The organism is Micromonospora echinofusca (assembly GCF_017614955.1).
GTDB lineage: Bacteria > Actinomycetota > Actinomycetes > Mycobacteriales > Micromonosporaceae > Micromonospora > Micromonospora echinofusca_A.
The window spans coordinates 1-24,923 of sequence record NZ_WVUH01000036.1 but is presented as its reverse complement, the minus strand read 5'-3'; the positions used below and the strand labels follow the sequence as shown (position 1 = coordinate 24,923).

The 24,923-nt window shown below is 72.5% G+C and carries 27 protein-coding genes, 1 tRNA gene and 2 pseudogenes; 13 read left to right on the top strand and 17 right to left on the bottom strand.

What is annotated here, in order from left to right; genetic code table 11:
• Positions 1-55 precede the first annotated feature (55 nt).
• Both GSF22_RS07130 and GSF22_RS07125 read right to left on the bottom strand, forming a co-directional pair.
• Positions 56-1,246 (bottom strand): helix-turn-helix domain-containing protein, encoded by a 1,191-nt coding sequence (locus GSF22_RS07130; RefSeq protein WP_307803801.1) that lies wholly within the window; start codon positions 1,244-1,246, stop codon positions 56-58.
• The gene (locus GSF22_RS07125; protein ID WP_208812072.1) at positions 1,233-1,403 is read right to left on the bottom strand and encodes a hypothetical protein; all 171 of its coding nucleotides are present in this window, start codon (positions 1,401-1,403) and stop codon (positions 1,233-1,235) included. The genes GSF22_RS07130 and GSF22_RS07125 overlap by 14 nt, the downstream gene beginning before the upstream one ends.
• Positions 1,404-1,552: 149 nt before the next feature.
• Between GSF22_RS07125 and GSF22_RS07120 the strand changes: the two genes are divergently transcribed.
• The 3 genes and pseudogenes from GSF22_RS07120 to GSF22_RS34525 form a co-directional block, all read left to right on the top strand.
• Positions 1,553-2,305: a helix-turn-helix domain-containing protein gene (locus GSF22_RS07120; protein ID WP_208812070.1), complete on the top strand. Its 753-nt coding sequence runs from the start codon at positions 1,553-1,555 to the stop codon at positions 2,303-2,305.
• Positions 2,306-2,512: 207 nt separating this feature from the next.
• Positions 2,513-2,917, top strand: a complete 405-nt coding sequence (locus tag GSF22_RS07115) for a RidA family protein (RefSeq protein WP_208812067.1) — start codon at positions 2,513-2,515, stop codon at positions 2,915-2,917.
• 250 nt (positions 2,918-3,167) lie between these two features.
• Positions 3,168-3,458, top strand: a pseudogene (locus GSF22_RS34525) (tyrosine-type recombinase/integrase); the annotation flags it as partial.
• Positions 3,459-3,543: 85 nt separating this feature from the next.
• Here GSF22_RS34525 and GSF22_RS07105 read toward each other — a convergent pair.
• Both GSF22_RS07105 and GSF22_RS07100 read right to left on the bottom strand, forming a co-directional pair.
• Positions 3,544-3,615, bottom strand: a tRNA-Val gene (locus GSF22_RS07105).
• Between the two features lie 50 nt (positions 3,616-3,665).
• Positions 3,666-4,199, bottom strand: a complete 534-nt coding sequence (locus tag GSF22_RS07100) for a TIGR02611 family protein (RefSeq protein WP_439957751.1) — start codon at positions 4,197-4,199, stop codon at positions 3,666-3,668.
• Between the two features lie 294 nt (positions 4,200-4,493).
• Here GSF22_RS07100 and GSF22_RS07095 point away from each other — a divergent pair, with 294 nt between their 5' ends.
• Positions 4,494-4,925 carry an SsgA family sporulation/cell division regulator gene (locus GSF22_RS07095; RefSeq protein WP_007457244.1) on the top strand — a complete coding sequence of 144 codons (432 nt, stop codon included), beginning with the start codon at positions 4,494-4,496 and terminating at the stop codon, positions 4,923-4,925.
• A gap of 105 nt (positions 4,926-5,030) precedes the next feature.
• On the opposite strand, the gene GSF22_RS07090 is transcribed toward GSF22_RS07095, so the two are convergent.
• A complete protein-coding gene (locus GSF22_RS07090) occupies positions 5,031-5,807 on the bottom strand; it encodes an SDR family oxidoreductase (RefSeq protein ID WP_208812063.1) in 777 nt (258 codons plus the stop codon).
• Positions 5,808-5,948: 141 nt separating this feature from the next.
• Here GSF22_RS07090 and GSF22_RS07085 point away from each other — a divergent pair, with 141 nt between their 5' ends.
• Positions 5,949-6,821: a helix-turn-helix domain-containing protein gene (locus GSF22_RS07085; protein ID WP_208812061.1), complete on the top strand. Its 873-nt coding sequence runs from the start codon at positions 5,949-5,951 to the stop codon at positions 6,819-6,821.
• A 7-nt stretch (positions 6,822-6,828) separates the two neighbouring features.
• Entirely contained in the window at positions 6,829-7,284 is a 456-nt protein-coding gene (locus tag GSF22_RS07080; RefSeq protein WP_208812060.1) for an RrF2 family transcriptional regulator, read from the top strand.
• Here the strand turns inward: GSF22_RS07080 and GSF22_RS07075 are convergent.
• The 3 genes from GSF22_RS07075 to GSF22_RS35955 form a co-directional block, all read right to left on the bottom strand.
• Positions 7,250-7,870 carry a flavin reductase family protein gene (locus tag GSF22_RS07075; RefSeq protein ID WP_208812058.1) on the bottom strand — a complete coding sequence of 207 codons (621 nt, stop codon included), beginning with the start codon at positions 7,868-7,870 and terminating at the stop codon, positions 7,250-7,252. The genes GSF22_RS07080 and GSF22_RS07075 overlap by 35 nt on opposite strands.
• Positions 7,867-9,093: an NtaA/DmoA family FMN-dependent monooxygenase gene (locus tag GSF22_RS07070; protein ID WP_208812057.1), complete on the bottom strand. Its 1,227-nt coding sequence runs from the start codon at positions 9,091-9,093 to the stop codon at positions 7,867-7,869. Before GSF22_RS07070 ends, GSF22_RS07075 begins: the two co-directional genes overlap by 4 nt.
• A gap of 231 nt (positions 9,094-9,324) precedes the next feature.
• A complete protein-coding gene (locus GSF22_RS35955; RefSeq protein WP_368856897.1) occupies positions 9,325-9,402 on the bottom strand; it encodes a putative leader peptide in 78 nt (25 codons plus the stop codon).
• Positions 9,403-9,748: 346 nt separating this feature from the next.
• Here GSF22_RS35955 and GSF22_RS07065 point away from each other — a divergent pair, with 346 nt between their 5' ends.
• Positions 9,749-9,928, top strand: a complete 180-nt coding sequence (locus tag GSF22_RS07065; RefSeq protein WP_007075522.1) for a DUF4236 domain-containing protein — start codon at positions 9,749-9,751, stop codon at positions 9,926-9,928.
• A gap of 176 nt (positions 9,929-10,104) precedes the next feature.
• Positions 10,105-10,674, top strand: a complete 570-nt coding sequence (locus GSF22_RS07060; RefSeq protein WP_208812056.1) for a potassium channel family protein — start codon at positions 10,105-10,107, stop codon at positions 10,672-10,674.
• Here GSF22_RS07060 and GSF22_RS07055 read toward each other — a convergent pair.
• A complete protein-coding gene (locus GSF22_RS07055) occupies positions 10,595-11,602 on the bottom strand; it encodes a hypothetical protein (protein WP_307803799.1) in 1,008 nt (335 codons plus the stop codon). The two genes, GSF22_RS07060 and GSF22_RS07055, sit on opposite strands and share 80 nt — an antisense overlap.
• A gap of 65 nt (positions 11,603-11,667) precedes the next feature.
• Positions 11,668-12,189 (bottom strand): VOC family protein, encoded by a 522-nt coding sequence (locus GSF22_RS07050; protein ID WP_208812055.1) that lies wholly within the window; start codon positions 12,187-12,189, stop codon positions 11,668-11,670.
• 50 nt (positions 12,190-12,239) lie between these two features.
• On the opposite strand from GSF22_RS07050, the gene GSF22_RS07045 reads away from it, so the two are divergent.
• Together GSF22_RS07045 and GSF22_RS07040 are read left to right on the top strand one after the other, a co-directional pair.
• Complete coding sequence (locus GSF22_RS07045; RefSeq protein WP_208812091.1) at positions 12,240-12,713, top strand: MarR family winged helix-turn-helix transcriptional regulator; 474 nt, start codon at positions 12,240-12,242, stop codon at positions 12,711-12,713.
• Positions 12,714-12,770: 57 nt separating this feature from the next.
• Positions 12,771-14,417 carry a tetratricopeptide repeat protein gene (locus GSF22_RS07040; protein WP_208812053.1) on the top strand — a complete coding sequence of 549 codons (1,647 nt, stop codon included), beginning with the start codon at positions 12,771-12,773 and terminating at the stop codon, positions 14,415-14,417.
• Positions 14,418-14,672: 255 nt separating this feature from the next.
• Here the strand turns inward: GSF22_RS07040 and GSF22_RS07035 are convergent.
• Both GSF22_RS07035 and GSF22_RS07030 read right to left on the bottom strand, forming a co-directional pair.
• Positions 14,673-16,133, bottom strand: a pseudogene (locus tag GSF22_RS07035) (sensor histidine kinase); the annotation flags it as partial.
• Between the two features lie 74 nt (positions 16,134-16,207).
• Positions 16,208-16,864: a response regulator transcription factor gene (locus tag GSF22_RS07030; protein WP_208812051.1), complete on the bottom strand. Its 657-nt coding sequence runs from the start codon at positions 16,862-16,864 to the stop codon at positions 16,208-16,210.
• Between the two features lie 94 nt (positions 16,865-16,958).
• Here GSF22_RS07030 and GSF22_RS07025 point away from each other — a divergent pair, with 94 nt between their 5' ends.
• Both GSF22_RS07025 and GSF22_RS07020 read left to right on the top strand, forming a co-directional pair.
• Complete coding sequence (locus GSF22_RS07025) at positions 16,959-18,104, top strand: LolA family protein (RefSeq protein WP_208812049.1); 1,146 nt, start codon at positions 16,959-16,961, stop codon at positions 18,102-18,104.
• A gap of 206 nt (positions 18,105-18,310) precedes the next feature.
• Complete coding sequence (locus tag GSF22_RS07020; protein WP_208812047.1) at positions 18,311-20,620, top strand: HelD family protein; 2,310 nt, start codon at positions 18,311-18,313, stop codon at positions 20,618-20,620.
• Between the two features lie 85 nt (positions 20,621-20,705).
• Here the strand turns inward: GSF22_RS07020 and GSF22_RS07015 are convergent, their stop codons facing one another.
• Positions 20,706-21,110, bottom strand: coding sequence for a hypothetical protein (locus tag GSF22_RS07015; protein WP_208812037.1), 405 nt, complete (start codon positions 21,108-21,110; stop codon positions 20,706-20,708).
• Between the two features lie 333 nt (positions 21,111-21,443).
• Between GSF22_RS07015 and GSF22_RS07010 the strand changes: the two genes are divergently transcribed.
• Positions 21,444-21,800: a hypothetical protein gene (locus tag GSF22_RS07010; protein ID WP_208812035.1), complete on the top strand. Its 357-nt coding sequence runs from the start codon at positions 21,444-21,446 to the stop codon at positions 21,798-21,800.
• 88 nt (positions 21,801-21,888) lie between these two features.
• On the opposite strand, the gene GSF22_RS07005 is transcribed toward GSF22_RS07010, so the two are convergent.
• The 4 genes from GSF22_RS07005 to GSF22_RS06990 all read right to left on the bottom strand — a co-directional run.
• Positions 21,889-22,833 carry a sporulation protein gene (locus tag GSF22_RS07005; RefSeq protein WP_208812089.1) on the bottom strand — a complete coding sequence of 315 codons (945 nt, stop codon included), beginning with the start codon at positions 22,831-22,833 and terminating at the stop codon, positions 21,889-21,891.
• Positions 22,834-22,955: 122 nt separating this feature from the next.
• On the bottom strand, positions 22,956-24,173 hold the full coding sequence (locus GSF22_RS07000; protein WP_208812033.1) for an NAD(P)/FAD-dependent oxidoreductase: 1,218 nt from the start codon (positions 24,171-24,173) through the stop codon (positions 22,956-22,958).
• Positions 24,174-24,176: 3 nt separating this feature from the next.
• On the bottom strand, positions 24,177-24,350 hold the full coding sequence (locus GSF22_RS06995; RefSeq protein WP_208812031.1) for a rubredoxin: 174 nt from the start codon (positions 24,348-24,350) through the stop codon (positions 24,177-24,179).
• Between the two features lie 266 nt (positions 24,351-24,616).
• The coding region (locus tag GSF22_RS06990) for a cellulose binding domain-containing protein (protein ID WP_208812029.1) at positions 24,617-24,923 on the bottom strand (307 nt) is incomplete at its 5' end.

Below are 24,923 nucleotides of genomic sequence, written 5' to 3'. Positions count from 1 at the left end.
GGGCTCGGTCGGATGGGTTGCTGCACTCCGCTGCGGTACCGGAGCCTTTTCACGATCAGGTGACGCCGATGCTGGTGGCGAGTTGGGTGACCGTCGCCGGGGCCCGTCGGTCCCGGGCGACCTGGGCGACGACCTCCCGGGCGGCCGGTCGGTGGCGGATCTCGGCCGGTGCGGTCTGCTCCGCGTCGGCCAGGAGCCGGCCTGCGTTGACCGGGTCGCCGGCCAGCAGGTACGCCCGCGCCGCGTCGACCAAGTGGGCGGCGCGATGCTCGGCGACGAGCCAGCGCCAGCCGTCACGGCCGATGGCCTTCTCGTGCCAGACGATCGCGTCGTCCGCGTGCCCCAGGTTCACGGCGGCGGTCACCCGGGCCAGATCCACGGCGGTCGGCCCGAACCCGGTCCGGTGACGATCGTGACCGTCACCCACCCGGGCCGCCATCTCGGCAGCCTCACCGAGCAGCCCGGCGGCAGCACGATCGTCACCGCAGCCGGCCGCTGACAGGGCGGCCTGCACCAGCAGCGTCCCGCACAACGACACCTCCGACGCGGGACCGCCGTCGAGGTCGGGTGGGGCGATCCGGTACGCCGCCTTCCGCAACACCGACACCGCCGGCTGACTCCGGCCAGCAGCCCGTAACACCTGCCCGAGCTGCACCGCAGCGGCAGCCACCCGCACCCGGTCGCCGGCCGCGACGCTCATCGCCCGGTCAGCGGCCAGCCACGCCAGATCCACCACGCCCAGCTTCAGCAGGGCCGCCGCCGTCACCCGGTACACCTCCACCAGCAACGGACGGCCCGACACCGGATCCTCGGCGTGGACGCGCTGCGCGGCAGTCAGCAGACCGGGCACGCACGTCACCACCTGCGGATAGCGAGCGTGCTGGAAGGCCGTCCACGCATGCTGCACGCTGGCCGCCACCTGGTCGACCGGCAACACCGCCCCGTTCGCCGACGCGGTGTCGTACGCCGACAACACCGCCCCGACCAGTTCCACACTCACCGCTTGTTCGGGCACGACCGCCGGCCGGCTGTCCCGACCCAGCAGCACGGCGGCGTCGATCCGCAGCACGCTCGCGATGTCCTCGATCGTGGAGACCCGATCCAACGACCGCACACCGCGTTCGACCTTGTCCACCCAACTCTTCGACTTCCCCAACCGGTCGGCGAGCACCTGCTGCGACAACCTCCGCCGACCACGCCAGTACGCCACCCGCCGACCGATCGGCAACAACTCAGTGCTGTCCACGACGCCACCGCCGCTCCGGTACCGCCCGCGTGGTCTCCTCGGCCGGTACCCGGTCCGCCTCAGCCTCGGCGAGAAGCCGCCGCCTCGCCGCCTCGTGCTCCTCTGCCTGGACCTGCTCGCCCCGGCTCACCGGCAGCTCGTCGCCATCACTCTGCATCCCCACCTCCGTCAGCGGAAGCGCGGCGGCTACCAGCCGTCGCGCATCCACAGTGACGCCGGGACGTCACCGAATGCGACGGCACAATGCTCGACAATTCGACCACACTGCCGGCGACATTAAGGCGACACAGCGTTATCGTTCAGGTCATGACCCCCGCCCCCAACACCGCATTGCGTGCCGTCCGTACCGGTATGCGTATGAGCCAGGACGACTTCGCCCGCGCCCTTCAGGCCGCCGGCCACCGCCTCGGCGAGCCCAACGACGCCAACAAGAGACTCGTCCAACGATGGGAGTCCGGCGCGATCACCGCACCCCGCCCCGTCTACGCCCGCGCGCTGGAGGTCGTCACCGGTCTACCCATCTCCCTGCTGGGCTTCGACGCCGTGCCCGGCGGGCAAGTCGCCGACGACCAGCAGGGCGGCCACGACCTGACATCTCCCATGTCCAGCCTGGCCACGCCGACGCCAACACCCCGGTCGACCACGGTCCACAAGTCATACGAGGGCGTGTGGCTCAGCCGATACCAGTACTACTCCAGCGGCCGGGAGGACTCCTTCGCCGGGCAGCACTTCATGGTCGTGCTGCAACACGGCGACCGGCTGACCGCGCGCAGCCTACCCGGCTCGGCGGCATCGTCCCTTTCGCTGGATCTGACCGTGGACGGGGCCGTTGTCACCGGCACGTGGGTGGAACAGACCGACTCTGCCGGCTACTACCGGGGCGCTCGATATCACGGCGCGATCCAACTCCTGGCCGAGCCTACGGGTCGCCGGATGGCCGGGAAGTGGGTCGGGTTCGGCAAGGACATGGACGTGAACACCGGCCCGTGGGAGCTGGTCTTCCGCGACGCCTCGACGTCAAAGGCGACGCTCGATCGGTACAACACGTCGGCGACGTAGCCCACTGCCTGCCCCACGACCTCGTCTGCTTCCAGGTTCGCTGGGCCGCAGCCGCCTGGTGCGGTTGCTGTCGGCGGTGTTCCCGCCACTGCCCGCGGGTCGGTGTGCAGATCGAAAGTGCACAGGTAGGTACAGCAAAGGGTGACAGCGCGACGTACCGGTGGCCGGGTCGGGTTCCTGCCTGCGCTCGCTCCTAGGGTGGTCGCCATGGCCGACATCGAGTTCACTACGCCGTCGACGCTCCCGCAGCCCAACGGTTACAGCCATGCAGCCACCATTGGTCCGGGCCGTCGGCTGGTCTGGACATCGGGTCAGGTGCCTATCGCCGCAGACGGTACCCCAGCGCCCGCCGACGACTGGGAGGCGCAAACCCGCCAGGCCATGTACAACGTCGGTGCCGCCCTGGCCGCCGCAGGCGCAACCTGGAACGACGTCTTCAAGCTCACCTTCTACGTGGTTGACACCTCTGCGCTGGCGATCGTGCGTGCAGTACGGGACGAATTCATCAACGTCGAACGGCCGCCGACCAGCTCACTTGTCCAGGTGGCAGGTCTGTTCCGACCGGATCTGCTGATCGAGATCGAGGCAGTCGCAGCAATCGCCGAAGACTGAACCTGCGACCCGGACCATGCGGCGACAGAGTTCGGAGGACAGGCCGACCTGTCCGTCGCCCACCGGCTCAGAGCCTTGCGCAAGGCTCTGAGCCGGTTCCGTGTTCGGTTCTGGGCCATGCTTCGCCGGCTCCCTGTCACACCGGCAGTTGTTCCGACCGGCCCCCTGGAGTCCGCTGAGCGGCCCGGCGCGACCTTTCCCGCCGTCCATGATGGCCGGGATTCACCGACCCGGCGGGCCCACCGTCGACGCGGCCGGGCACGAGGGTGACCTCTCGTTCACCACCCGCTATGGCACGCCCATCGAGCCGCGCAACTTCCAGCGTTTTTGGCAGACGATATGCAATCGGGCAGGAGTGCGACCCATCACCGTCCACGACGCGAGGCGCACCTGCGCCACGCTCCTGGCCGACCTCGACGTCCATCCGAGGGTCGCCATGCAGATCCTCCGGCACGCCCGTTTCCCGGTCACGATGAAGATCTACACCCAGGTCTCCGCCAAGGCGACCAGAGCCGCACCCAAGCGCCTCGGCGAATCACTCACCCGATGGCGCACTGCTGTGTTTCGCTGCTGCACGGGCAGCAGAAAGGCCACCTTCATCAATGGAAGGTGGCCTTTGACCTGCGTGGGCGATACTGGGATCGAACCAGTGACCTCTTCGGTGTGAACGAAGCGCTCTCCCGCTGAGCTAATCGCCCTCAGCGCGCATGACTGTACCCGATCGGTCCGCCCCGGCGCGAATCCGGGGTCAGTGCGTCGCGAGGTAGTGCAGGAACCGGGCCAGGATGTCGATGCCGAGGCTGTACTTGAGCGAGAGCCAGACCACCGTGGCGACGAAGACGAGGCCGACGGCGCCGAGCAGGAGGCGCACCGGCAGCGACTGCCGGGTCACCCAACGGGTCCAGTTGTGTACGTGCCGTCGGGTGAAGCCGAGCAGCCGTTTGGCCCAGTGGAACTCCACCGCCCAGATACCGAGCCCGGCGATCACCAGCAGCCACCCCGGGCCGGGCAGCGGGATGAGCGCGATGCCGATGGTGACCACCAGCGCACCCGCCACGGCGATGAAGACCTTGAGCGCGATCCGTCCGGTGGGGTTGGCCCGGATCAGGTCGAGCGTCGTACGCAGGCGCTGCCGGCGAGGGCTGACCGGCGACTCGGCCACGGCCGTCCGCCCGGGCCTCCCCCGCTGCCCGCCACGTTGCCGCCTCGGCACCGCGTACCCCCGCTCTCCGGTGGCACGTACGGCGCGGGCCGTCCGGGCACCCGGATCCTTTTCCTCCAATGAGGAGGGATTCGTAACCATTTCCACTCCCAGTGTCGCCCGGGCCCGTCACTCAGTGGGACGACTGGACGTTACCGGAGTGAGGCGACGACTGAGCCACCCGAGGCCGGGCAGGATCCAGTACTTGGGCAAAACGGACACACTACCTGAATCTTGGAATTCAAGCGGGGTTTCCGAGCACCTTCCCACCACTGGGTGAAGTCAGAGCATGGCGGAGCGTAGCCAGGAGTAGCACCTGAGTATGGGAAAAGCGGGACACGCGCGTTCCGCAGCGGTGCCGGGGGGAGAACGTCCATGAGTGTCATCCGACCGACGACCGTAGAGGTCGAAACGTCGTTAAGGCTCGTCGCGCCTGACGCCACCGCCTTGCCGGTGCGCGCCAGCCTGCGTTACGACCCTGCTGACCCGTACGCGGTTCATGTCCTGTTTCATGCTGAATCGGCCGGCGGCGAGGCCGTGAGCTGGTCCTTCGCCCGGGAGTTGCTCGTCACCGGGCTGGACGAACCGGCCGGCATCGGCGACGTCCGGGTCTGGCCGTGGGCCACGCCCCGGGGGGACTTCGTGGCGCTGGCACTGTCGTCGCCCGACGGCAACGCGCTCTTCGAGGTACCCCGGAGTGTGCTGGTCCGCTTTCTGCGCCGCACCTACGTGGTCGTGCCGCGCGGCCGGGAGGCGGAGCACCTCGACGTCGACACGGCGGTGAACCGGCTGCTGGCCGGGCGCTGACCCGACGACCGGGCGACCGGGCCACGCGGATCTGCCGAGTCCGCGTGGCCCTGTTCCGTACCGAACGACGCCGTACCGAACGACGCCGGGCCCGGGGGCACGGTCTCAGCCGTGGGTGGTGATCCCGCCGTCGACCGGGATGACCGCCCCGGTCAGGTAGGCACCGGCCCGGGACGCCAGGTAGATCGCGGTACCCGCCATGTCCTCCGGTCGGCCGATGCGCCCCAGCGGCACCTGCTGCTCGATCGCCGCCCGGCTGGCCGGGTCCTCCAGCGCGAAGGCCATCATCTTGCTCTCGAACGGGCCGGGGGCGATCGCGTTGACGGTGATCTGCTCGCCGGCCAACTGGTGGGCGAGGCTACGGGTGAGCATGTGCACCGCCGCCTTCGTCGCCGAGTAGGCGTACACCTCCATCGCCGGCACCCGGATCCCGTCGACCGACCCGATGTTGATGACCCGGGCGGGGTCGTCCGGGTCGGCGGCCCGGCGCAGTTCGGGCAGGAGCGCGGTGGTGAGCCGGAAGATCGCCTTGACGTTCACCGCCCAGAGCTTGTCGAAGGCGCTCTCCGGGTACGCCTCCAGCGGCGCGCCCCAGGTCGCCCCGGCGTTGTTGACCAGTACGTCGAGCCGGTCGACCCGCTCACGCAGCGCAACGGCGAGCCCGTCGGCCCCGTCGACGGTGGAGAGGTCGGCGGGGATCGCCTCGCACTGACCGGTTGCGCTCAGCCGTTCGGCGACGGCCGCGCAGGTCTCCGCCTTCCGGGAGGAGATGATCACGCGTGCCCCGGCGGCCACGAAGCCTTCGGCGATCATCAGTCCGATCCCCCGGGAACCGCCGGTGACCAGCACCGTCTTGCCCTGCACCGAGAACAGTTCCGGCATCTCCCACCCCACTGTGACTCGTCGACGTCGCCCCGGCCGACCCGTTACTACCGTCGAGTAACGTAACCGGGCCGGTACGGTCGGACAAGGCCCCGGCCCGCGTGGGATGCGGGAGTCCGGCGCTCCGGCTACCGTCGGGCAATGGACGAGCCGGCCATCACCCCCGCCCGGGCCGGGACGGAGATCCAGGCGGTCGCCCTGGGTGGTCTCAGCCCTGACCCGTCCTGGCGCCGCCCGATTCTGGCGCAGCATCAGCTACTGATTCTGATCACCACCGGGCACGGTACCGCCCAGGTGGACTTCCGCGACCACCCCTGCCGTCCGGGTGCGGTGCTGCGGATCCACCCCGGACAGGCGTTCCGGTGCACCGGAGCCGGGTTGGACGGGGTCGGGGTCCGCTGGACCGGTGACCTCCCCGACGACCCGGACGGCGCTCCGACCGCACCGCCCGGCCAACCCGCGCACTGGCAACCCGACGGCGCCGACGGCGAAGCGGTGGTCGCCGGGATCAACCGGCTCGTCGCCGACTGCCGGCGGTACCCCGACGACGTACGCGGGCACCTGCTCGTCCGGCACCAGCTCACGGCGGTACTGCTGCGCCTCGCCCTGCTCGCCGGGCCGGCGCGGACCGGCGGAGCGGCGGAGCTGGCCACCTTCCGGCGGCTCTGGGCCGAGGTGGAACGGCGGCACCCGGAGACCCGGCGGGTCGAGGACTACGCGACGACCCTGGGTTGCTCGGTGCGTACCCTCACCCGGGCCTGCCTGGCGGTGACCGGCACCAGCGCCAAGCAGGTCATCGACCAGCGGGTCGCGCTGGCCGCGATGCGGCTGCTGGCCGCGACGGACGAGCCGATCGCGGCGGTCGGCCGCCGGCTGGGCTTCCCGGAGCCGACCAACTTCGGCCGGTTCTTCGTCCGGGAGGTGGGGCGCAGCCCCGGCGCGTTCCGGTCCGGCCGGCAGGAATCCGCAGGATCCGGTACCCGTGCGCCGGTGGGCTCGACCAGCCCGGCATGATGGTCGGGTGCAGATCTCCGCGCGGGGCGACTATGCGGTGCGGGCGGCGTTGAGCCTCGCCGCCACGTACCCGTCGTTGATGTCCACCCAGGCCATCGCCAGCGAACAGGACATGCCACGCAAGTTTCTCGAAGCCATTCTCGCCGATCTGCGCCGCGCCGGTCTGGTCCGCGCGCAACGGGGCGCCGAGGGTGGCTACACGCTGGCCCGGCCACCCCGTGACGTGACCATCGGGGCGATCCTGCGCGCCGTCGAGGGGCCGCTGGCCGGGGTGCGCGGGCTGCGACCGGAGGAGACCCGGTACGACGGGGCGGCCGAGCACCTGCCCGGCCTGTGGGTCGCGGTCCGGGCCGCGGTCCGGCAGGTGGTGGACGAGGTGAGTCTCGCCGAGGCGCTCAACGGCCGGCTGCCGGCGCATGTGCGCAAGCTCACCACCCAGCCGGACGCCTGGGAACCCCGCTGACCGGCTGACCGCCCGGCCCGTCCGCCGAGCCGGTCGTCGCGTACGAACCGCCGACCGCAGTCGTCGCGTACGCCCCGGAGTGATAGAGCAGCGGCAGGGTGCCGCCGGTCGCCCCGGCGAGCAGCGGTTCCGCGATGACGAGCGCGTGGTCACCGGCGGGTACCCGGTCGACGGTCCGGCAGACCAGCCAGGCCAGGGCCCGGTCCAGCAGCGGCACGTCGTACGGCCCGGGGTGCCAGTCCGGGTAGCCGGCGAACCGGTCGATGCCGCTGGTGGCGAAGTTCCGGGCCACCTCCTGTTGGTCGGCGGCGAGCAGGTGCACCGCCAGGTACCCGGCCCGCCGTACCGTCGGCCAGCTCGACGACGACCGGTCGAGGCAGAACGACACCAGCGGCGGGTCGAGGGAGACCGAGGTGAACGACGTGGCGGTGAACCCGACCGGTGGCACCGGTGGGCCCTGCACCGGTGCGGAACCGGGGGCGGTCACCACGGTCACGGTCGCGGCCTGCCGGCGCAGGACCGCCCGGAACAGGTCCGGGTCGATGGTGCGCAGGTCCGGTGTGGCGGGGCTGTCGACGGTGGTCACGCTGTCACCAGGGCCGGTGTGCGCGCGGCGGTGAAGATGTTCGCCGGTCGTGGCAGTCCGTAGTGGTCGCGCAGCGTACGGCCGGGGTACCCGGTCCGGACCAGACCCCGGGCGCGCAGGATCGGTACCACCTGGTCGACGAAGTCGGTGAGCCCGTCGGGCAGGTACGGCGGCACGATGTCGAACCCGTCGGCGGCACCCTGGGTGAACCACAGCTCGATCTGGTCGGCGATCTGTTCCGGGGTACCCGCGACGACCCGGGCCCGCGCGGGTGACGCCCCGCCCGGCGGAAGGCCGAACAGGTCCACCCCGAGGGTCGTGGCGAGCGGGTTCGGTCCCTGGTGAGGCACGACCGGCGTCGCCAGCTCGGCGGCCCGGGTACGCGCCTCGGCCTCCGTACCGCCGAGCACCGGTGTGATGGCGGCCAGGACGGATACCAGGTCCGGGTTCCGGCCGGCCGCAGCGATCTGCCGTTTCAGTCCACCGTGGATCGCCTGGGCCTCGGCCAGGGTGTGCGCGACGGTGACCACCACCTCGGCGTACCGGGCTGCGGACCGGATCCCGTCGGCTGACGGGTCGGTCTGCACCAGCAGCGGCCGGCCCTGCGGCGGCCGGGGGGTGGTGAGTGGTCCCCGGACCTGGAAGTCGGCACCCCAGTGGTCGATCTCGTGTACCCGGTCGGTGTCGACGGCCACACCGGCACGTGCGTCCAGGATCAGGGCGTCGTCCTCCCAGCTGTCCCAGAGCTGCACGGCGACGTCGACGAACTCGGCGGCGCGCCGGTACCGGTCGGGGCGGCCGGGTTGATGCTCGCGGTTGAAGTTCGCCGCCTCCCGGTCCGGGCCGGAGGCGACGACGTTCCAGCCGGCCCGGCCCGCGCTGAGGTGGTCGAGGGAGGCGAGCTGGCGGGCGACGTGGAACGGTTCGTGCCAGGTGGTGGAGACGGTGGCGATCAGGCCGATGTGCTCGGTGACCGTGGCGAGCGCGGCGAGCAGGGTCAGCGGCTCGAAGAGCGGTGGGACGCGGTGCCTGGTGTCAGGCCCGACGGAGAGCAGGTCGGGCAGGAGAAGCGAGTCCAGGGCGCCCCGTTCGGCCGTGCGGGCCAGTTCGACGAAGTGGCCCAGGGCGGTGGTCCGGCGCGGGCCGGTACCAGGGTGCCGCCAGGCGACCTCGTGGTGGCCGACGCCCAGCAGGGAGGCGTTGAGGCGCAGGGTACGGGTCATCGGGGTCCTCTCAGGAGGGATGGTCGCCGCGCCGGACCGGGCGGGGCAGCGGCGTGCTGCCCGACGTCGAACGGGCCGGAAAGCGGAAGACGTGGAGCCGGGAGGCAGACAACGGGGAGCCGGGAGGCGGAAGACGGGCGGAGCTGGTACCGAGGAAGGGGACGCGGGGTCGAGCCGGCCCCGCCTTGGAACAGCGGGACAGGAGACCGGCGGGTCGGTGCTGCGGTCAGCTCAACAGAGCGCGCTGGCGTGCCGGACCAGGTCGACGTGCACGCGAGCGGTGAGGAGGAACTCGGCTCGCCGTCGCATGGGCCCATGCTGCCGGCGCCGGCCGCCTCCCGTCAACGGTCGCCCAACAGGTGAGATCAACAGCACCGACATGTCGGTTCACCCTTCTCTGACAGTGGATTCCGGTGCATAAATCCTATCTATTAAATAGGTCTTGCCGCTTCGACTGATCTGATCGGCCGGTCAACGGACCCGGGAACTGCGGTCAACGGGCCCGGGGGCGCGGTCGACCGGCCCACCGGCCACTGCCGCCCGGGTCACCACCACCCGGACCACCCCTGCTGAAGATCACGTCCGGTTTGCCGAACGGTGCGTCTGGGCATGTACCGGTCGACCCCCGCAGAGCAGAACGAAGGGAGCACGAGCCATGGGCCTGATGTTCCGTAAGCGCAAGAAGTACGGGCCGATCATCCTGAACTTCACCGAGAACGGTTTCTCCTCCTGGAGCATCAAGATCGGTCGCTGGTCCTGGAACTCCCGGGCGAAGGCGCACCGGGTGGACCTGCCCGGTCCGCTCTCCTGGAAGCAGGACAAGTCCCGGGCCTGACCCCCGGACGGAGCCGGCGGGGTACCGACAGCGCTGTCGGTACCCCGCCGGCTCCGTGTCGGCCCGGTCAGATCCGTGTCGGCCCGCCAGTTCCGGGCGCCCCACCCGTCCCGCCGAACCGGCACCGGTTTCCCGGTTTCCCCGGGCCCACGACGGACAAGGCGGACAATCGCCGCATGACCTCGGCACACCCGCACCGGTCACACCCGTACCGGTCACAGCGGATCCGGACGCTGGTCGCGATCGGACTGATCGCCGTCCTGTACTTCCTGGTCCCGGTGGAACCCGGGGTGTCCGGTGGGCACCTGGTCTGGCGCAGCGCCCTCAGTACGCTGGTCGTACTGGTGGTCTCCTGGCTGATCATCGGCCGGGTCCGCCGGGAGATCACCGGGGTGGCCCGGGGCGAGGCCACCCTGGTCCGGCTGGCCGTCGCCCTGGTGGCCGGGATCTTCGCCTTCGCGTTGGCCGACTACGTGATCGCGGTCAGCTATCCGCACCAGTTCACCGGAGTGACCACGAAGGTCGACGCGCTCTACTTCGCACTGGCCACGGTGACCACCATCGGGTACGGCGACGTGCACGCCGAGGGCCAGTTCGCCCGGATGGCCGTCTGCCTCCAGATGCTGTTCAGCGTCGGCGTGCTGGCCACCGGGGTGTCGCTGCTGTTCAGTCAGCTGCTGGACCGGACCGGACCGGGCGGAGCACCACCTCACCCCCCAGGCGACCATGCTCCGGATCGCGGCTGACCAGCCCGTCGTCGATCAGCCCGGTCAGCGCCTCGATCGCGTCGACCGCCCGGTAGGCGGTGCCGGTGAGGGTGAACCGGCGCAGGTCGTTCACCGTGGCCGACCCCGTGCGGCGCAGTCCGGCGAGCAGCTCGGCACCGAGCAGGGCCCGGTCCGGGGCGGCGACGTCCAGCAGACGACCGGCCGCGTCCCGGACGCGTACGCCCGTCGGGGTGGGCAGCGTCCACAGCGCGTCCTTGAACGTCGACAGGTTCTTCTCCGAGGTCGTGCCGTAGCAGACCACTGCGTCCGGCGTCGTCGTGCCGGCCGGGTCGCCATCCTCGCCCCCGCCGACCACCAGTCCCACCTGGGTGACCAGTGGCAGTCCGGCCGACCGGAGCACCGAGCCGGGACCGGGGTCCACCGGCTCGGCCGTCGGGCGCTTCGGGTCGGCCGTCGGCTCGGCGGTCCGGTCGGTCTCCGGATGCCCCGGCGGCCGGTAGGCCAGCAGGATGTCGGCCGGTCGACCGGCGTCCACCACGGCCCGGATCTCCGCCCCGGGGACCGGACCGGAGGTCACCTCGACGTAGCCGAGCACGGGGGCTCCGGCCGCACCGGCGGCCTTCAGCGCGACCGGCAACCGGGGTACCCCGCCGGGAATGAGGTGCACGGCGACATCGGCCGAGAGGCCCACCTCGGCGGCGCCGAGCCGGGCCGCCAGGTCGTCGGGGTCGGCGGCGAGCACCACCACCGCGAGCCGGGCCCCCCGGGGTACGTCGAGGGTGCCGGCCAGCACACGGACCGCGGCGTCCGCCGTCCCGCCGTCCGGTCCGTCGTACGCCTGCACGACGGTGGCCCGGCGGGACCTGGCCAGGGCAGCCGGCGCCCAGCCGGCAAGTTGACGGGTGAGCAGGTGACGGTGGACAGCGCCGATCGGATCGTGGGACACGTCCCGGTTCTACCAGTGCAGTCCCCGGCACCGCCGGCCGGTACCGCAGGTCGGTGCCGGACCGGTCAGGCCGGCACCGAGATCCCCACCCCGCCCCGGGTCTGGCCGCCGTAACGCTGACGCTCCCGGTCGAGGTCGAGCCGGCCGATCCGCTTCCGGGCGGCCAGCGCCGTCGGGTCGAGCCGGTCGGCGGGGACCAGCCAGACCACCTCGAACTCCAGCCCGTCCGGGTCGCGGGCGTAGAGGCTCTTGGTGGTGCCGTGGTCGGAACTGCCGGCCAGGGCCCCGGCGGCGGCCAGCCGCTGCGCGGTGGCGGCGAGTTCGTCGAGAGTGTCGACCTCCCAGGCCAGGTGGTAGAGGCCGACCGTGCTGCGGCCCGCCGTCGGCGGTCCGGCGGCGGCACCCATCTCGAACAGGCCGAGGTCGTGATCGTTGGTGGAGCCGGGCGCCTGGAGGAACGCGGCCCCGGTGAAGCCGTCCGGCGTCATCGGGATGACGGTGAAGCCGAGCACGTCGCGGTAGAACGCGACGCTGCGGGCGAGGTCGCTGACGAAGAGTACGGCGTGGTTGAGCCGGTGGATTCCCATGCGACCAACGGTAGCCCGATTTTGTTGAGCGTTCAACCAACTCGACTATGATGGCCGTCATGACCCGGTGGCTGGACGCAGACGAACAACGGACCTGGCGGGCCTTCCTGACCGCCACCCGGGCGCTGATGGAGACCCTGGACCGGGAGCTGCAACGCGACGCGGGCATGCCGCACGCGTACTACGAGATCCTGGTCCGGCTCTCCGAGGCCCCCGACCGCCAACTGCGGATGAGTGACCTCGCCCAGGTCACCGGCTCCTCTCGGAGCCGGCTCTCGCATGCCGCGGCGCGGCTGGAGGAGGCCGGTTGGCTCCGCCGCCAGGAGTGCCCCACCGACCGGCGCGGCCAGCTCGCGATCCTCACCGACGCCGGCTTCGCCGCCCTGGCCGCCGCCGCCCCGGGCCACGTCGAGGGGGTACGCCGGCACCTGTTCGACCCGCTGAGCCCCGCGCAGGTCGACCAGCTCCGCCGGATCAGCGAGACCCTGGCGGACCATCTGGCCGACGATCGGACGGCTTCATGACCAAACTGCCGCCGCCCGGGTCTTGTACTGAACGTCGCCGGCCAAGCACGATGAGGCGTGTCTTCCGGCTTCGGTGACCTCACTGTCCAGGCCCACCACCTCGTGGCCACCGGCGACCTCGCCGCGGCGCAGGAACTGCTCGCCGACGCCCTGGCCGACGCCGATCCGCGCCCGGCGTACGCCACCGCGGAGCTGACCGAGGCGGCCGGCCTACAGGCCCGGGTGCTGCTCGCGCTCGGCGACGCGCACGGCGCCCGGGGCTGGGCCGCGTTCGCGTACTCCGCCACCACGCGGCTGCACGGCCCGGCCGACCCGCGTACCGTGGCCGCCGCCGCCACCCTCGCGGCCGTCCTGCACCGGGTGGGCAGCCACACCCGGGCGGCCCGGCTCTACCGCGAGGTGGTCATCGAGCTGACCGCGAGCGACGGGCCGGAATCCTTGCGGGTGCTGGCCGCGCACGCCGACCTGGCCACGGTGGAGTACGCCCGGGGTGAGTGCACGGTGGCCCGCAACCGGCTCGCCGACGCGTGGGAGCTGCACCGCGAGGTGTACGGCGACGGCCACCCCGCCGGGATCAAGATGCTCGCCCGGCTCGGGGCGATGGAACGCGACTGCGGCCTCTTCACCGCCGCCCACGAGCACCTGGATCTGGCCCGGGAGCTGTGCCGGCAGCACCTGGCGGCGGACGACCCGCTCGCCGGTCAGGTCGCCGCCCTGTCCCGGGCGGCAGCCAATCCGGACCACGTCTGCGCCGACGGCACCCCGTCCGCACCACCGCACCGGGAGCAGCCGGTGGTACCCGCCGCCCGTACCCCGAGCGACCCCGGGGCGTTCCACGAGCGGTACGACGTCGACCCGGCGTCGACCCGGCAGCCGTACGACAGCGCCCCTGACCCGTACGACGTCCCACCGTCGGTGCCGGCCCCCCGGCACTCCCCCGAGGAGCCGGGCGCCGCTGGCGGGTACCCGCACCTCGACGACGGTGTCGACGACGGCCCGTGGTGGCCGCCGGAGGAACCGGGTCCGGCGTACCGGAGCGACCCGACCGCGCCCGGGTACCCGACCGACGGCCCGGACCCGGCGTACCAGCCGCCCCTGCCACCGGCGGTGCCCGAACTCACCCGGGGCGGGTCGGCGCACAACGCGCCCGGCTCCGATCTTGCCGGGATCCCGAGGAACCGGCACCTGCCGGCCCGGCGCGGCAACCGGCTACCGGTCCGGGTGGCCCCGCCGGCCGGGTCACGCCGCCGGGTGCCGCTGGTGGTCGGCGGAGTGGTCGTGGTGCTGCTCGGTACGGCGGCCGTGGTCGCCGGGGTGGCGAGCGTCGACGACCCGGTACCGCCGGCCGGCCCGTCGGGCACTCCGGGCCCACCGACGGCGACCCGGGCCGCCACCGCCAACGCCGCACCCGGGCCCGCACCGGCCTCCCCCGGCACCCCGCCGACCTCGGTACGGCTCCGCGACAACCGGGACAGCATCACCCTCACCTGGACCTATCCCCGGGGCGCGGAGGGGCCGGTGGTCATCTCCGGCGGTCGGTCCGGTCAGCAGCCCCGCGCCTTCGAGGAGTTACCGGCGGGCTCCGGCCGGTACGTCGTGCACGGCCTGGACCGCACCACCGACTACTGCTTCACCGTCGCGGTGGTCTACTCCGTGGACACCGTCGGCCGGGCCAGAGCGGTCTGCACCACCCGGCGTCGCTGACCCCGGCCGGGATCAGCCGAGCGGTTCGCGGGCTGCCGGCAGCCGTACCGTCACCCGGAGCCCCGGCCCCGCCGCGCCCGCACCACGTCCGGCACCACGTCCGGCACCACGTCCGGCGCCGGGGACGGCGTCCATACCGGCGGCCGTGCGGGCGGCCGTATCGGCATCGGCATCCGCATCCGCATCCGCACGAGCGTCGGCGTCGGCGTCGGGGGCGCCGTCCGTGCGGGCGTCGGCGTCGGCGTCGGCGTCGGCGTCGGCGTCGGCGAGGTCGACGGTACCTCCGTGCCGGTGCACCAGGTCCCGCACGATCGCCAGGCCGAGGCCGGTGCCACCGGCGTCCCGGGCCCGGGCGTCGTCGAGCCGGGTGAACCGGTCGAACACCCGCGCCCGGTCCGGCGCCGGGATGCCCGGACCGTCGTCGGAGACCGTGATCAGATGCGTCGCCACCCGCCCGGCGGGCGTGCCACGCCCACCCGGGTCACGCCCACCGGACCCCGCAGCTCCACCCGAGCCCACGGCTCCACCGGACCGGACCGGTTCACCGCTCGTCGCCGCGTACCCGGGAGCCGCAGGCTCGACGGTCACCCGGACCTGCCCGGCCGCGTGCCGGACCGCGTTGTCCAGCAGGTTCGCCACGATCCGGACCAGCTCGTCCGGCGCACCGACCGTCCACACCGGATGGTCCGGCACGCGTACCCGCACCGGGGGCGACGGATACCGGGCCGCCACGGCGGCGACCAGCTCGGCCAGGTCGACCGGGGCCGGGTCGACGAACGGGCGGGAGCCGGCGTCGTCCAGGCGGGCCAGCAGGAGCAGGTCGTTCACCAGCCGGCTCAGCCGTTCGGTGTCGGCCAGCAGGTCGTCGGCGACGGCCGGCCAGTCGGTCCGGTCCCCGAGCCGCCGGGCGACCTCCAGTTCGGTCCGCATGTTGGTCAACGGGCTACGCAGCTCGTGCGCGGCGTCGGCGATGAAGGCACGTTGCCGGGCGCGGGCCGCCGCCAACCGGTCCAGCATGCCGTTGAGGGTGACCGCCAGGCGGTGGATCTCGTCGTGGGAAGCAGGGACCGGCAGCCGACCGGTGCCGGTGGCGCCGTCCCCCGGCCCGTCCCCCGGCCCGTCTGCCGCGCGTCGGCCGGTCGGGTCGCCGGCGCTGCGGGCGATCTCCTCGGCACCGGTACGCAGCGCCTCCACCGGACGCAGGGTCGCGCCGACCACCCGCCAGGCCACCGCCGCCAGCCCGGCCACCAGCAGCGGAAAGGCGATCAGCAGGATGGTGCGGACCACGGCGACGCTGTGCCGGACGTCCGCCATGGACCGGGCGACGAGCACGGTGACCCGGTCGTCCGGCGGACCGGCGGTCACCGCCACCGCCCGGACCGGGTCGGCCATGCCGAGCCGCCCGCCGGGCACCATGGTCCGGTACCGGTCCGCGCCGGTCAGCTCGCCGGGGTACAGCATCGGTACCAGCCGGTCGGCGTCGATCGAGGCAGCCCGGACCCGACCCGCACCGTCGACCACCTGTACCCGGACCTGCCCGCCGGCCACCGGGAGCGGGTCGGGTACGGCGTCGGAGTCGACGAGCCGGGCCACCGCGTCCGCCGCGTGGAACGCCTCGGTGTCCACGCTTCGTTGCAGGGTGTGGCTGAGTACGCCGAGCACGACCAGCCCGCCGAGCGCCAGACCGGCGACGAGCCCGAGTACGCCGAGCACGATGAGCCGGGCGCGCAGGCCGACTGTTAACAGGGGGCCCTTCCTATACCGGAAACGATAGGAAGGGGCCCTTCCTTTCACGGGGTGAGGCGGTAGCCGGCACCGCGGACCGTCTCCAGCCGGTCCCGGCCGATCTTGCGGCGCAGGTAGCCGACGTACACCTCGACCACGTTCGGGCCGGTCTCCAGGCTGGCGTCCCAGACGTGGTCCAGCAGCTCGGTCTTGGAGATCACCTCGCCGGGGCGACGGATCAGGTAGTTCAGCAGGGCGTACTCCCGGGCGGTCAGGGTGATCTCCGCACCGGCGCGGGTGACCAGCCGGCGGGCCGGGTCGAGGGTGAGGTCACCGGCGGTCAGAACGGCGGGTCGTTCCGGAGCGCCCCGGCGCAGCAGGGCCCGGAGCCGGGCCAGCAGCACCACGTACGAGAAGGGTTTGGTCAGGTAGTCGTCGGCCCCGCAGTCGAGCCCGTCGGCCTGGTCGTACTCGCCGTCCTTGGCGGAGAGCATCAGCACCGGTAACCAGTGCTCCTCGGCGCGCAGCCGGCGGACCACCTCGTAGCCGGAGAGCCCGGGCAGCATCACGTCCAGGATCATCGCGTCGTACCCGCCGTGCCGGGCCGCGTCCAGACCCTGTGGCCCGGTCGGGGCGATGTCCACCGCGAACCCCTCGGCCTGTAGGCCGCGTTGCAGGGCACCCGCCAACCGGGTCTCGTCCTCCACCACCAGCAACCGCACCCCACAAGCGTGCCACCCGGCTGAACGGACCCACAGGTCCTCTCAGCGCGCTCACAGGGCAACCGGCGCAGGATGTCATCAGGAGGTGTACAGCATGTCAATCCTCACCCGACCCACCCTGCGCTGGGCGATACCGGTCACCGCGGTCGCTGTGGTCATCGGTGGCGGCGCGGCCATCGGTACGTTCGCCGCCGAGGCGGAGCCGAGCCTGCCGCCGCGTACCGCAGCCCAACTCCTGGTGGACCTGCAGACGTCCCGCCTGGAGGGGCTCTCCGGCACCGTGGTCCAGCGCGCCGACCTGGGGCTGCCCGCCGTGGCCGGACTCGCCGGGGCCGCCGCCGGTGACCTGGGCGCCCTGGTGGACGGCACCAACACGCTCCGGGTCTGGTACTCCGGGCCGGACCGGCAGCGGATCGCCCTGATCGGCACCCTCGGTCAGAGCGACCTGATCCGGGACGGCCGGGACGTCTGGGCGTGGAGCAGCCGTACCAACGAGGCGGTCCACCACACCCTGTCGACGGAGAACGGGACGAAGGCGGCGCCGAGCGAGTTGCCGGCCACCCCGCAGCAGGCTGCCGATTTGGCGCTGGCCGCGATCGACCCGAGCACCGAGGTGAGCGTGGGCCGGTCGGCGACGGTGGCCGGCCGGGACGCGTACGAACTGGTCCTCGACCCCCGGGACGACCGGTCGCTGGTCGCCCAGATCCGCATCGCGATCGACGCCACCGAGCACATCCCGCTGCGCTTCGAGGTGTTCGCCACCGGTGCCGACCGGGCGGCCTTCGAGGTGGCCTTCACCCAGGTCGACTTCCGGCGCCCGGACGCGGCCCAGTTCCGGTTCAACCCGCCGCCCGGTGTGAAGATCGTCGAGGGCTCGGAAAAGGGTTCGGAGAAGGGCTCGGAGAAGGGTGCCGGGCCGGAGCGGAAGCCGGGGGCGACGCCGGACGGCGGGCCGAAGACGGTCGGCACCGGTTGGACCACCGTCGTCGTCGCCCAGGGCGACCCGCTCGGCGAGGTCGGCAAGAAGGCCGGGGAGAAGGCGGCCGGCGGGACCACCGAGGAGAAGGCCGCCGCCGACCAGATCGCCGGTCTGCTGAGCGGGCTGACCAGGGTCAGTGGGGACTGGGGCAGCGGTCGGCTGTTGACCAGCCGGTTGTTCAGCGTTCTGATCACCGACGACGGTCGGCTGCTGGCCGGCGCGGTCACCCCGGAGCGGTTGTACGAGGTGGCCCGGGGCTGACCCGGGGCCCGCAACGGCCGCGTGCCTCGCAGGGGACGCGTCACCGCACGAACGAGGGGTGCGCACCATCTGGTGCGCACCCCTCGACCATGTCCCGGGTCGCCGTTGGCCGGTAGACCGGAAGGCGCTATCTTCGACAGTTCAGGCACAAAAATAGCCGCATGAGAATGCGGCTAGCGCGCCCAGTCTAGCTTACGGGAGATAGTTTGTCAAGCCACTCCGGCGCCCCCGCTGACCCACGACCCGGGTCGGCCGACGACGAGATCGGCCCCGAGCAGGAGTACGTCTCCATGCTCTACGACCGGCTGGACGACCTGCGCGAGCAGGCCGCCGCCCGGCTGGCCGCAGAGTTACGGGCGACCGGCGGCACCTACCAGGCGCGCTCCCAACGGGACAGCGCCGTCGGCATGTACGCCGAGCAGGTCGACCAGTACTCCGCCGTCGAGAACGGCCTCTGCTTCGGCCGGCTGGACCTCACCGACGGAACCCGCCAGTACATCGGCCGGATCGGCATCTTCGAGCCGTCGGGCGGGCACGAACCGCTGCTGATGGACTGGCGGGCCCCGGCCGCGCGTCCGTTCTACCTGGCCACCGCCGCGTCCCCGCAGGGCGTACGCCGCCGACGGCACCTGCGGACCCGGCACCGGAAGGTGGTCGCCCTCAACGACGAGGTCCTCGACCTGGCGAGCGCCTCCCCCACCGCACACGAGGGGCTGACCGGCGAGGCGGCCCTGCTGGCCGCGATGAACGCCAGCCGCACCGGGCGGATGGGCGACATCGTGGAGACCATCCAGGCCGAACAGGACCGGGTGATCCGCTCCGAACTGGGCGGCGTCCTGGTCGTCCAGGGTGGCCCGGGCACCGGCAAGACGGCGGTCGCGCTGCACCGGGCCGCGTACCTGCTCTACACCCACCGGCGGGAACTCTCCACCCGGGGCGTCCTGCTCGTCGGGCCGAACGCCACCTTCCTGCGCTACATCTCCCAGGTACTGCCCACCCTCGCCGAGACCGGGGTGCTGCTGCGTACCCAGGGGGAGCTCTTCCCCGGCGTGGTCGCCGACGCCGCCGAGCCGGCGGAGGCCGCCGCGGTCAAGGGGCGGCTGCTGATGACCGAGGTGATCGCCGCCGCCATCGCCGACCGGCAGGAGGTCCCCGACGACGGGCTCGACGTCGAGGTCGACCAGTACGTCCTCGCGCTCACTCCGGACACCGTGGCGGCCGCCCGGGACCGGGCCCGCCGGACCGGCAAACCGCACAACCTGGCCCGGGCGGTCTTCGACATCGAGGTCGTGCACGCCCTCACCGCCCAGGTGGCCGAGCGGATCGGCGCCGACCCGCTCGGCGGGGAGAACCTGCTGGACGAGGCGGACCTCGCCGAGATCCGTCGGGAACTGGCCGCCGAACCGGAGGTCCGGGCCACCCTGGACGGACTCTGGCCGGTCCTCACCCCGCAGCAGCTGCTCGCCGACCTCTACGCCGACCCGGACCGGATCGCCACCGCCGCCCCGCAGCTCACCGACGCCGAGCGGGCCCTGCTGCACCGGCAGCCGGGTGGCTGGTCCCCGGCGGACGTACCGCTGCTGGACGAGGCGGCGGAGCAGCTCGGTGAGGACGGCCGGGAGATCGCGGCCCGCGCCGAACGGGCCCGTCGGGCGCAGCTCGCCCAGCGGGAGTACGCCGAGGGGGTGCTGGAGATCGCCCAGGGCTCCCGGTCGATCGACCTGGAGGACGAGCCGGAGGGCGAGATCCTCAGCGTCACCGACCTGCTCGACGCCGACCGGCTGGGCGAGCGGCAGGAGACCGGGGAACGGCTCACCACCGCCCAGCGGGCCGCCGCCGACCGGAACTGGGCGTTCGGCCACATCATCGTCGACGAGGCGCAGGAACTCTCCCCGATGGCCTGGCGGGTTCTGATGCGCCGCTGTCCCAGCCGGTCGATGACCATCGTCGGCGACGTCGCCCAGACCGGTGCGCTGTCCGGTACGGCCTCCTGGGACGAGGTGCTGGAGCCGTACGTGGCGCAGCGCTGGCGGCTGGAGGAGCTGACCGTCAGCTACCGGACGCCGGCCGAGATCATGGCCGTCGCAGCCGGGGTGCTGGCCGCCATCGACCCGGCGCTACGCCCACCCCGCTCGGTACGCGAGACCGGCGTGCCGCCGTGGGACCGGCGGGTGGCACCGGCGGCACTCGCCGGGGAACTCGTCGCCGCCGCCGTCGCCGAGGCGGACACGGTGGGCGACGGTCGGCTCGGGGTGATCGTCCCGGCCGGGCGGGTCACCGAGCTGGGTACCGCGATCAGCGCCGAGCTGCCCGAGGCGGCGGTCGGTGAGCACCCCGAACTGGAGAGCCGGGTGGTGGTGCTCACCGTGCCGCAGGCCAAGGGGCTGGAGTTCGACTCGGTGATCGTCGTGGACCCGGACCGGATCGTCGCCGAGTCCCCGCGCGGGCACAGCGACCTCTACGTGGCGCTGACCCGGGCCACCCAACGCCTCGGCATCCTCCGCCCCACCACATGAAAGGAAGGGCCCCCTATTAACGTTTTCGGTAGAGGAAGGGCCCCTTGTTAACACCCCTTCCCCGGGTCGCCTCCGGCGGGGCCGGTCAGCGGTCGGTGAAGTTGCCGACCTGACTGGCCTCGCTGGACTGGTCGCTGGTCGACCCCCGGGCCGGGGTGCTCATGCCACCGGTGGTGGCGTCCCCGGTGGTGGTCGGCGCGACCTCCGGGTGCTTCTCCGGGGACCGGGCGATCCGCCGGACACTCGCCGGACCGGCCGTACCACCGGTGGTGGTGACCGCTCCCTGGCCCCGGGTCGGGCCGCCGTCCCGCAGCACCTCCGGGTCGATGTCCACGTCCGCCGGGTCGTCGACGTCGGTCTCCTGGAGTACGCGCCGCTCGTCGGTCTGCGGCACGGTCACCTCGTCGAGTGCGCCGGGGCCGTAGTGGCCACCGGCGATCCGCTGCTCGGCCCGCCGCGCGGCTTCCCTGGTCACGTCGTCCTCGCGCACGTCCACCACCTCACAAAGTGTCGGTACGTCCGAGCCTGCCCGCGATCACCGGGACTAAACGCCACGCCGGCAGCCACCGGCCGGCAGTCACGCCGCACCCCGGCGAGGCGGGCGGACCCGCGCCCCCCGCGCCCCCGAGCCACGGCACCGGGCACCGGGCACCGGGCACCGGGCACCGGAGAGTCGTGACATCGGGTCGACCGCCGGCGGTTTCCCGGTCGGGGCAACGGGTAGCCAGGGCGTGGTCCCGCCGGCACATGCCGCACCGCGACCGGAACGCGGGAGCGGGGCAGGGCCAAGCAGTACGACTCATCGAATCCTGAAGGAGGACAGATGAGCACGCAGGCCGCATCCGCACGACCGATGAACCGGACCATCCAGGAGGCGCCGACCCGGCCGATGCCGGCGGTGCAGCACGACGGGTACCGGGAGCCGCCGATGCGGGCCCCGGGTACCGAGACCAAGAACGCGCTCCGGACCACCGAGTTCTGGATCTACATCGCCGCGGTGGTCGGTGTTCTGGCGGCATCGCAGCTCGTCGGGCAGAACTCGGTCGGGGTGGACATCTTCCGTGCCCCGCAGGCGTGGTTCTTCATCACCCTGCTGACCATCGGTTACCTGGGCAGCCGGGGACTGGCCAAGGCCGGTAGCGCCTTCCGTAGTGGTGAGGAGCGGGCCACCCGTCGCTGACCACCGGGAACGGCGTCAGGACGTAGCGACGTCCGGTGGCCTGTGGGGATCGATCCCCGCAGGCCACCGTGCCGTGCTGCCAGGTCGACTACTCCTCGAAGTCGTCGCCGAAGTCACCCTCGAACGCATCCTCGATCAGCTCCCCGGCAACGAGCCCACCGGCCACCCCGAGCGCCGCGCCGGCGGCCATCCCGCCCATGCCGTGCCCCCGACCGTGGCCGCCGTGGTGACCGGCGAAGCCGTGGCCGCCGTGACTGCCGTACCGGGAGGTTGTCTCCCGCAGCCAGCCGTCGACCACCTGGGTCCAGTCCAGTCGGTCCGCGTCGGTGTGCGCCACGGTGTACCGGCCGAAGGTGTCCTGCCCCGGGGTGAACAGCCCGCCGCGCTTGTCGCACTCCAGGATGACGTCGACGCCACGCTGGTTGGTGACGAAGGTCAGCTCCACCTGGTTGATGGTCTGCGCGTACTGCGGCGCGGCGTAGTACTCGATCTCCTGGTAGAACGGCAGGGTCTGCTGCACCCCGTAGATGTGCCCGCGTTCCAGGTCGGCACTGTGGAACCGGAAGCCGAGCTGCGAGAACGCCGCCAGGATGCGCTCGTGTACCGGCAGCGGGTGCACGGACACCTGGTCCAGGTCGCTCTTGTCGACCGCCCGCGCCACCGCCACCTCGGTCCGCAGCCCCATCGTCATGCCGTGCAGGCGCTGGCCGTACACGTCGGTGATCGGGGTCTCCCAGGGCACCGGGAGCTGGAACGGGATGGCCAGTTCCTGGCCGGGGGCGAGCGGGAACGGGCCGCTGACCGGCATCCGGTGGAACTCCATGATGCCGGCGTACTCGGTGTCCCCGCCCTCGATCTCGACCCGGGTGACCAGGCTGACGCTGATCTGCTCGATGTTCGCCGCAGCATCGCCACCGCGCAGGTTGACCTGGCCGTCCAGGCTCAGACCCGGCCGGGTGTCGGGGTTGGTCAGGACGGTGTCCACACTGGGTCCGCCGACTCCGAACGCGCTCAACATCTTCTTGAAGACCATGCCGTGGTACCCCCGGGGGAATCGCACCGGCTCTCCGGGGCGGAGCCGGACGCTACTCTGCGCACCCTAACCGTTGTGGCTGGGAAGTGCCTGGGAGCACGCTGACGTCGACGTCAGGCTGATCACCCGATCCGGCAGTCGGCCACCGCGACCGCGTCGTCGGCGAGCGCGTCGGCGCGTACCCGGGCCCGGTCGCCGATCAGGGTACGGGCGGCCCGGATGTCGGCCGGGCGGCCCATGGTCACCGCGCCGACGAGTTGGTCGGCGCGGGTGAGGAACGCGGTGAACCGCCGGTCGGCGGGGTCACCCCGCAGCACACACCGGTCGGCGGCCTCGGGCCAGCCGGTGACCTGGAGGTTGTGGCCGTACTGGTCGGACCAGCACCAGGGCACCTCGGCGAAGTCGACCGCCTCCCCGGCGACCGCCCGCCCCACCGTGGTGCCGTGGTTCTGCGCGCCCTGCCAGTGTTCGATCCGGCAGCGCCCGCCGAGCACCGGCTCGGGGCGGTTCGCCACGTCACCGGCGGCGTAGATCGCCGGGTCGGCGGTGCGGCCCGCCCCGTCGACGCAGATGCCGTCGTCGACCAGCAGCCCGGCGGCGAAGGCCAGCTCGGCGTTGGGCTGCATGCCGACGGCGACCACCACCACCGGCGCGGACCAGGAGCGCCCGTCGGCGGCGGTGACCACGACCCGGTCCCCCTTGTCGACGAGGTCGACGATGCGGACCCCGGTGCAGAGTTCGGTGCCGTGGGCGGCGTGCAGGTCGGCGTACATCCGGCCGAGGTCGGGTGGGAGCAGCCTGGGCAGCGGCCGGGCGGCGGTCTCCAGCAGGGTCACCTCGCAGCCCATCGACCGGGCGCTCGCGGCGATCTCCGAGCCGACCAGGCCGGCGCCGACGACGACCAGCCGGTCCGCGCGGGCCAGCGCCGCGTGCAGGTCGGGTACGTCGGTGGCGGCGCGCAGGGTGTGGATGCGCGGGGAGTCCGGGCCGATCCGCCGGGCCCGTCCGCCGGTGGCCAGCACCAGCCGGTCGTACGCCAGGGTCCGGCCGTCGGCGAGGGTGACCTGCCGGGCGGCCGGGTCGACGGCGGCGGCCGGAGTGCCGGGGAGCAGCTCGACCTGCTGGTCGGCGTACCAGCCGGCGGGTCTGATGGCGAGCTGGTCGAGGGTCTTCTCGCCACGGAGCAGTTCCTTGCTCAGTGGTGGCCGGCGGTAGGGCAGCCCCTCCTCGGCCCCGACCAGGACGATCTCACCGGCGAACCCGGCGGCCCGCATCCCGGTCACGGCGCTGACCCCGGCGATGCCGGCGCCGACCACCACGACCCGCTCCGGTGCGGTCACGGCTCAGGCCGGGGTCACTTCGACCATGCTGAAGTCGGCCTTGGCCGCCCCGCAGTCCGGGCAGTACCAGTCGTCGGGGATGTCCTCCCAGCGGGTGCCGGGGGCGATGTCCTCCTCCGGCCAGCCCTTGGCCTCGTCGTACTCGAAGCCGCACTGCTCGCAACGCCACACCTTCATGGTGTCCTCCGGTCAGGTCGTCATCGCCCGGGTCGACGGTCCGGTGTCCGGTGCGCTGTCCCCGGGCGGGCGGCATCAGGCGGATCGATTCTGTCCGAGGTACCCACCCGGGGGCCACCCCGGACCGGACCGACACCGACCGGGTCGCACGAAAGCGCAGCTCAGGGCGGTCTGACGGGTGCCGTCGGTCCGCAATAGATCTTTCAGTCCGCAGGGGCCGGGCCCGTCCGGAGACGGGCCCGGCCATGACGTGGTGGTGCGGACGGTCAGCTCGCGGTGCAGGTCGCCGCCGGGACCGCGTTGGTGCCGTTCCAGCTCGCGATGAACCCGAAGCTGGTGCTCGCGCCGGCGCCCACGACGGCGTTGTAGTCCACGTTGCGCGCGGTCACGTTGGCCCCGCTGCTGGTCAGGTTGGCGCTCCAGGACTGGCTCACGGTCTGGCCGTTGGCGTACGTCCAGGTCACCGTCCAGCCGTTGAGGGCCTGCGCCCCGGCGGTCACCTTGACCTCACCCTGGAAGCCGCCCTGCCAGCTGTTGACGATCGTGTACGTCGCCGTGCAGGTCTTCCCGGTC

Excerpts from the sequence above, each read along its gene's own strand:
- GSF22_RS07125 (WP_208812072.1), bottom strand. The coding sequence starts at position 1,403 with ATGCAGAGTGATGGCGACGAGCTGCCGGTGAGCCGGGGCGAGCAGGTC.
- GSF22_RS07120 (WP_208812070.1), top strand. The coding sequence starts at position 1,553 with ATGACCCCCGCCCCCAACACCGCATTGCGTGCCGTCCGTACCGGTATG.
- GSF22_RS07115 (WP_208812067.1), top strand. The coding sequence starts at position 2,513 with ATGGCCGACATCGAGTTCACTACGCCGTCGACGCTCCCGCAGCCCAAC.
- GSF22_RS07095 (WP_007457244.1), top strand. The coding sequence starts at position 4,494 with ATGAGTGTCATCCGACCGACGACCGTAGAGGTCGAAACGTCGTTAAGG.
- GSF22_RS07090 (WP_208812063.1), bottom strand. The coding sequence starts at position 5,807 with ATGCCGGAACTGTTCTCGGTGCAGGGCAAGACGGTGCTGGTCACCGGC.
- GSF22_RS07085 (WP_208812061.1), top strand. The coding sequence starts at position 5,949 with ATGGACGAGCCGGCCATCACCCCCGCCCGGGCCGGGACGGAGATCCAG.
- GSF22_RS07070 (WP_208812057.1), bottom strand. The coding sequence starts at position 9,093 with ATGACCCGTACCCTGCGCCTCAACGCCTCCCTGCTGGGCGTCGGCCAC.
- GSF22_RS35955 (WP_368856897.1), bottom strand. The coding sequence starts at position 9,402 with ATGCGACGGCGAGCCGAGTTCCTCCTCACCGCTCGCGTGCACGTCGAC.
- GSF22_RS07065 (WP_007075522.1), top strand. The coding sequence starts at position 9,749 with ATGGGCCTGATGTTCCGTAAGCGCAAGAAGTACGGGCCGATCATCCTG.
- GSF22_RS07060 (WP_208812056.1), top strand. The coding sequence starts at position 10,105 with ATGACCTCGGCACACCCGCACCGGTCACACCCGTACCGGTCACAGCGG.
- GSF22_RS07050 (WP_208812055.1), bottom strand. The coding sequence starts at position 12,189 with ATGGGAATCCACCGGCTCAACCACGCCGTACTCTTCGTCAGCGACCTC.
- GSF22_RS07045 (WP_208812091.1), top strand. The coding sequence starts at position 12,240 with ATGGCCGTCATGACCCGGTGGCTGGACGCAGACGAACAACGGACCTGG.
- GSF22_RS07025 (WP_208812049.1), top strand. The coding sequence starts at position 16,959 with ATGTCAATCCTCACCCGACCCACCCTGCGCTGGGCGATACCGGTCACC.
- GSF22_RS07010 (WP_208812035.1), top strand. The coding sequence starts at position 21,444 with ATGAGCACGCAGGCCGCATCCGCACGACCGATGAACCGGACCATCCAG.
- GSF22_RS07005 (WP_208812089.1), bottom strand. The coding sequence starts at position 22,833 with ATGGTCTTCAAGAAGATGTTGAGCGCGTTCGGAGTCGGCGGACCCAGT.
- GSF22_RS06995 (WP_208812031.1), bottom strand. The coding sequence starts at position 24,350 with ATGAAGGTGTGGCGTTGCGAGCAGTGCGGCTTCGAGTACGACGAGGCC.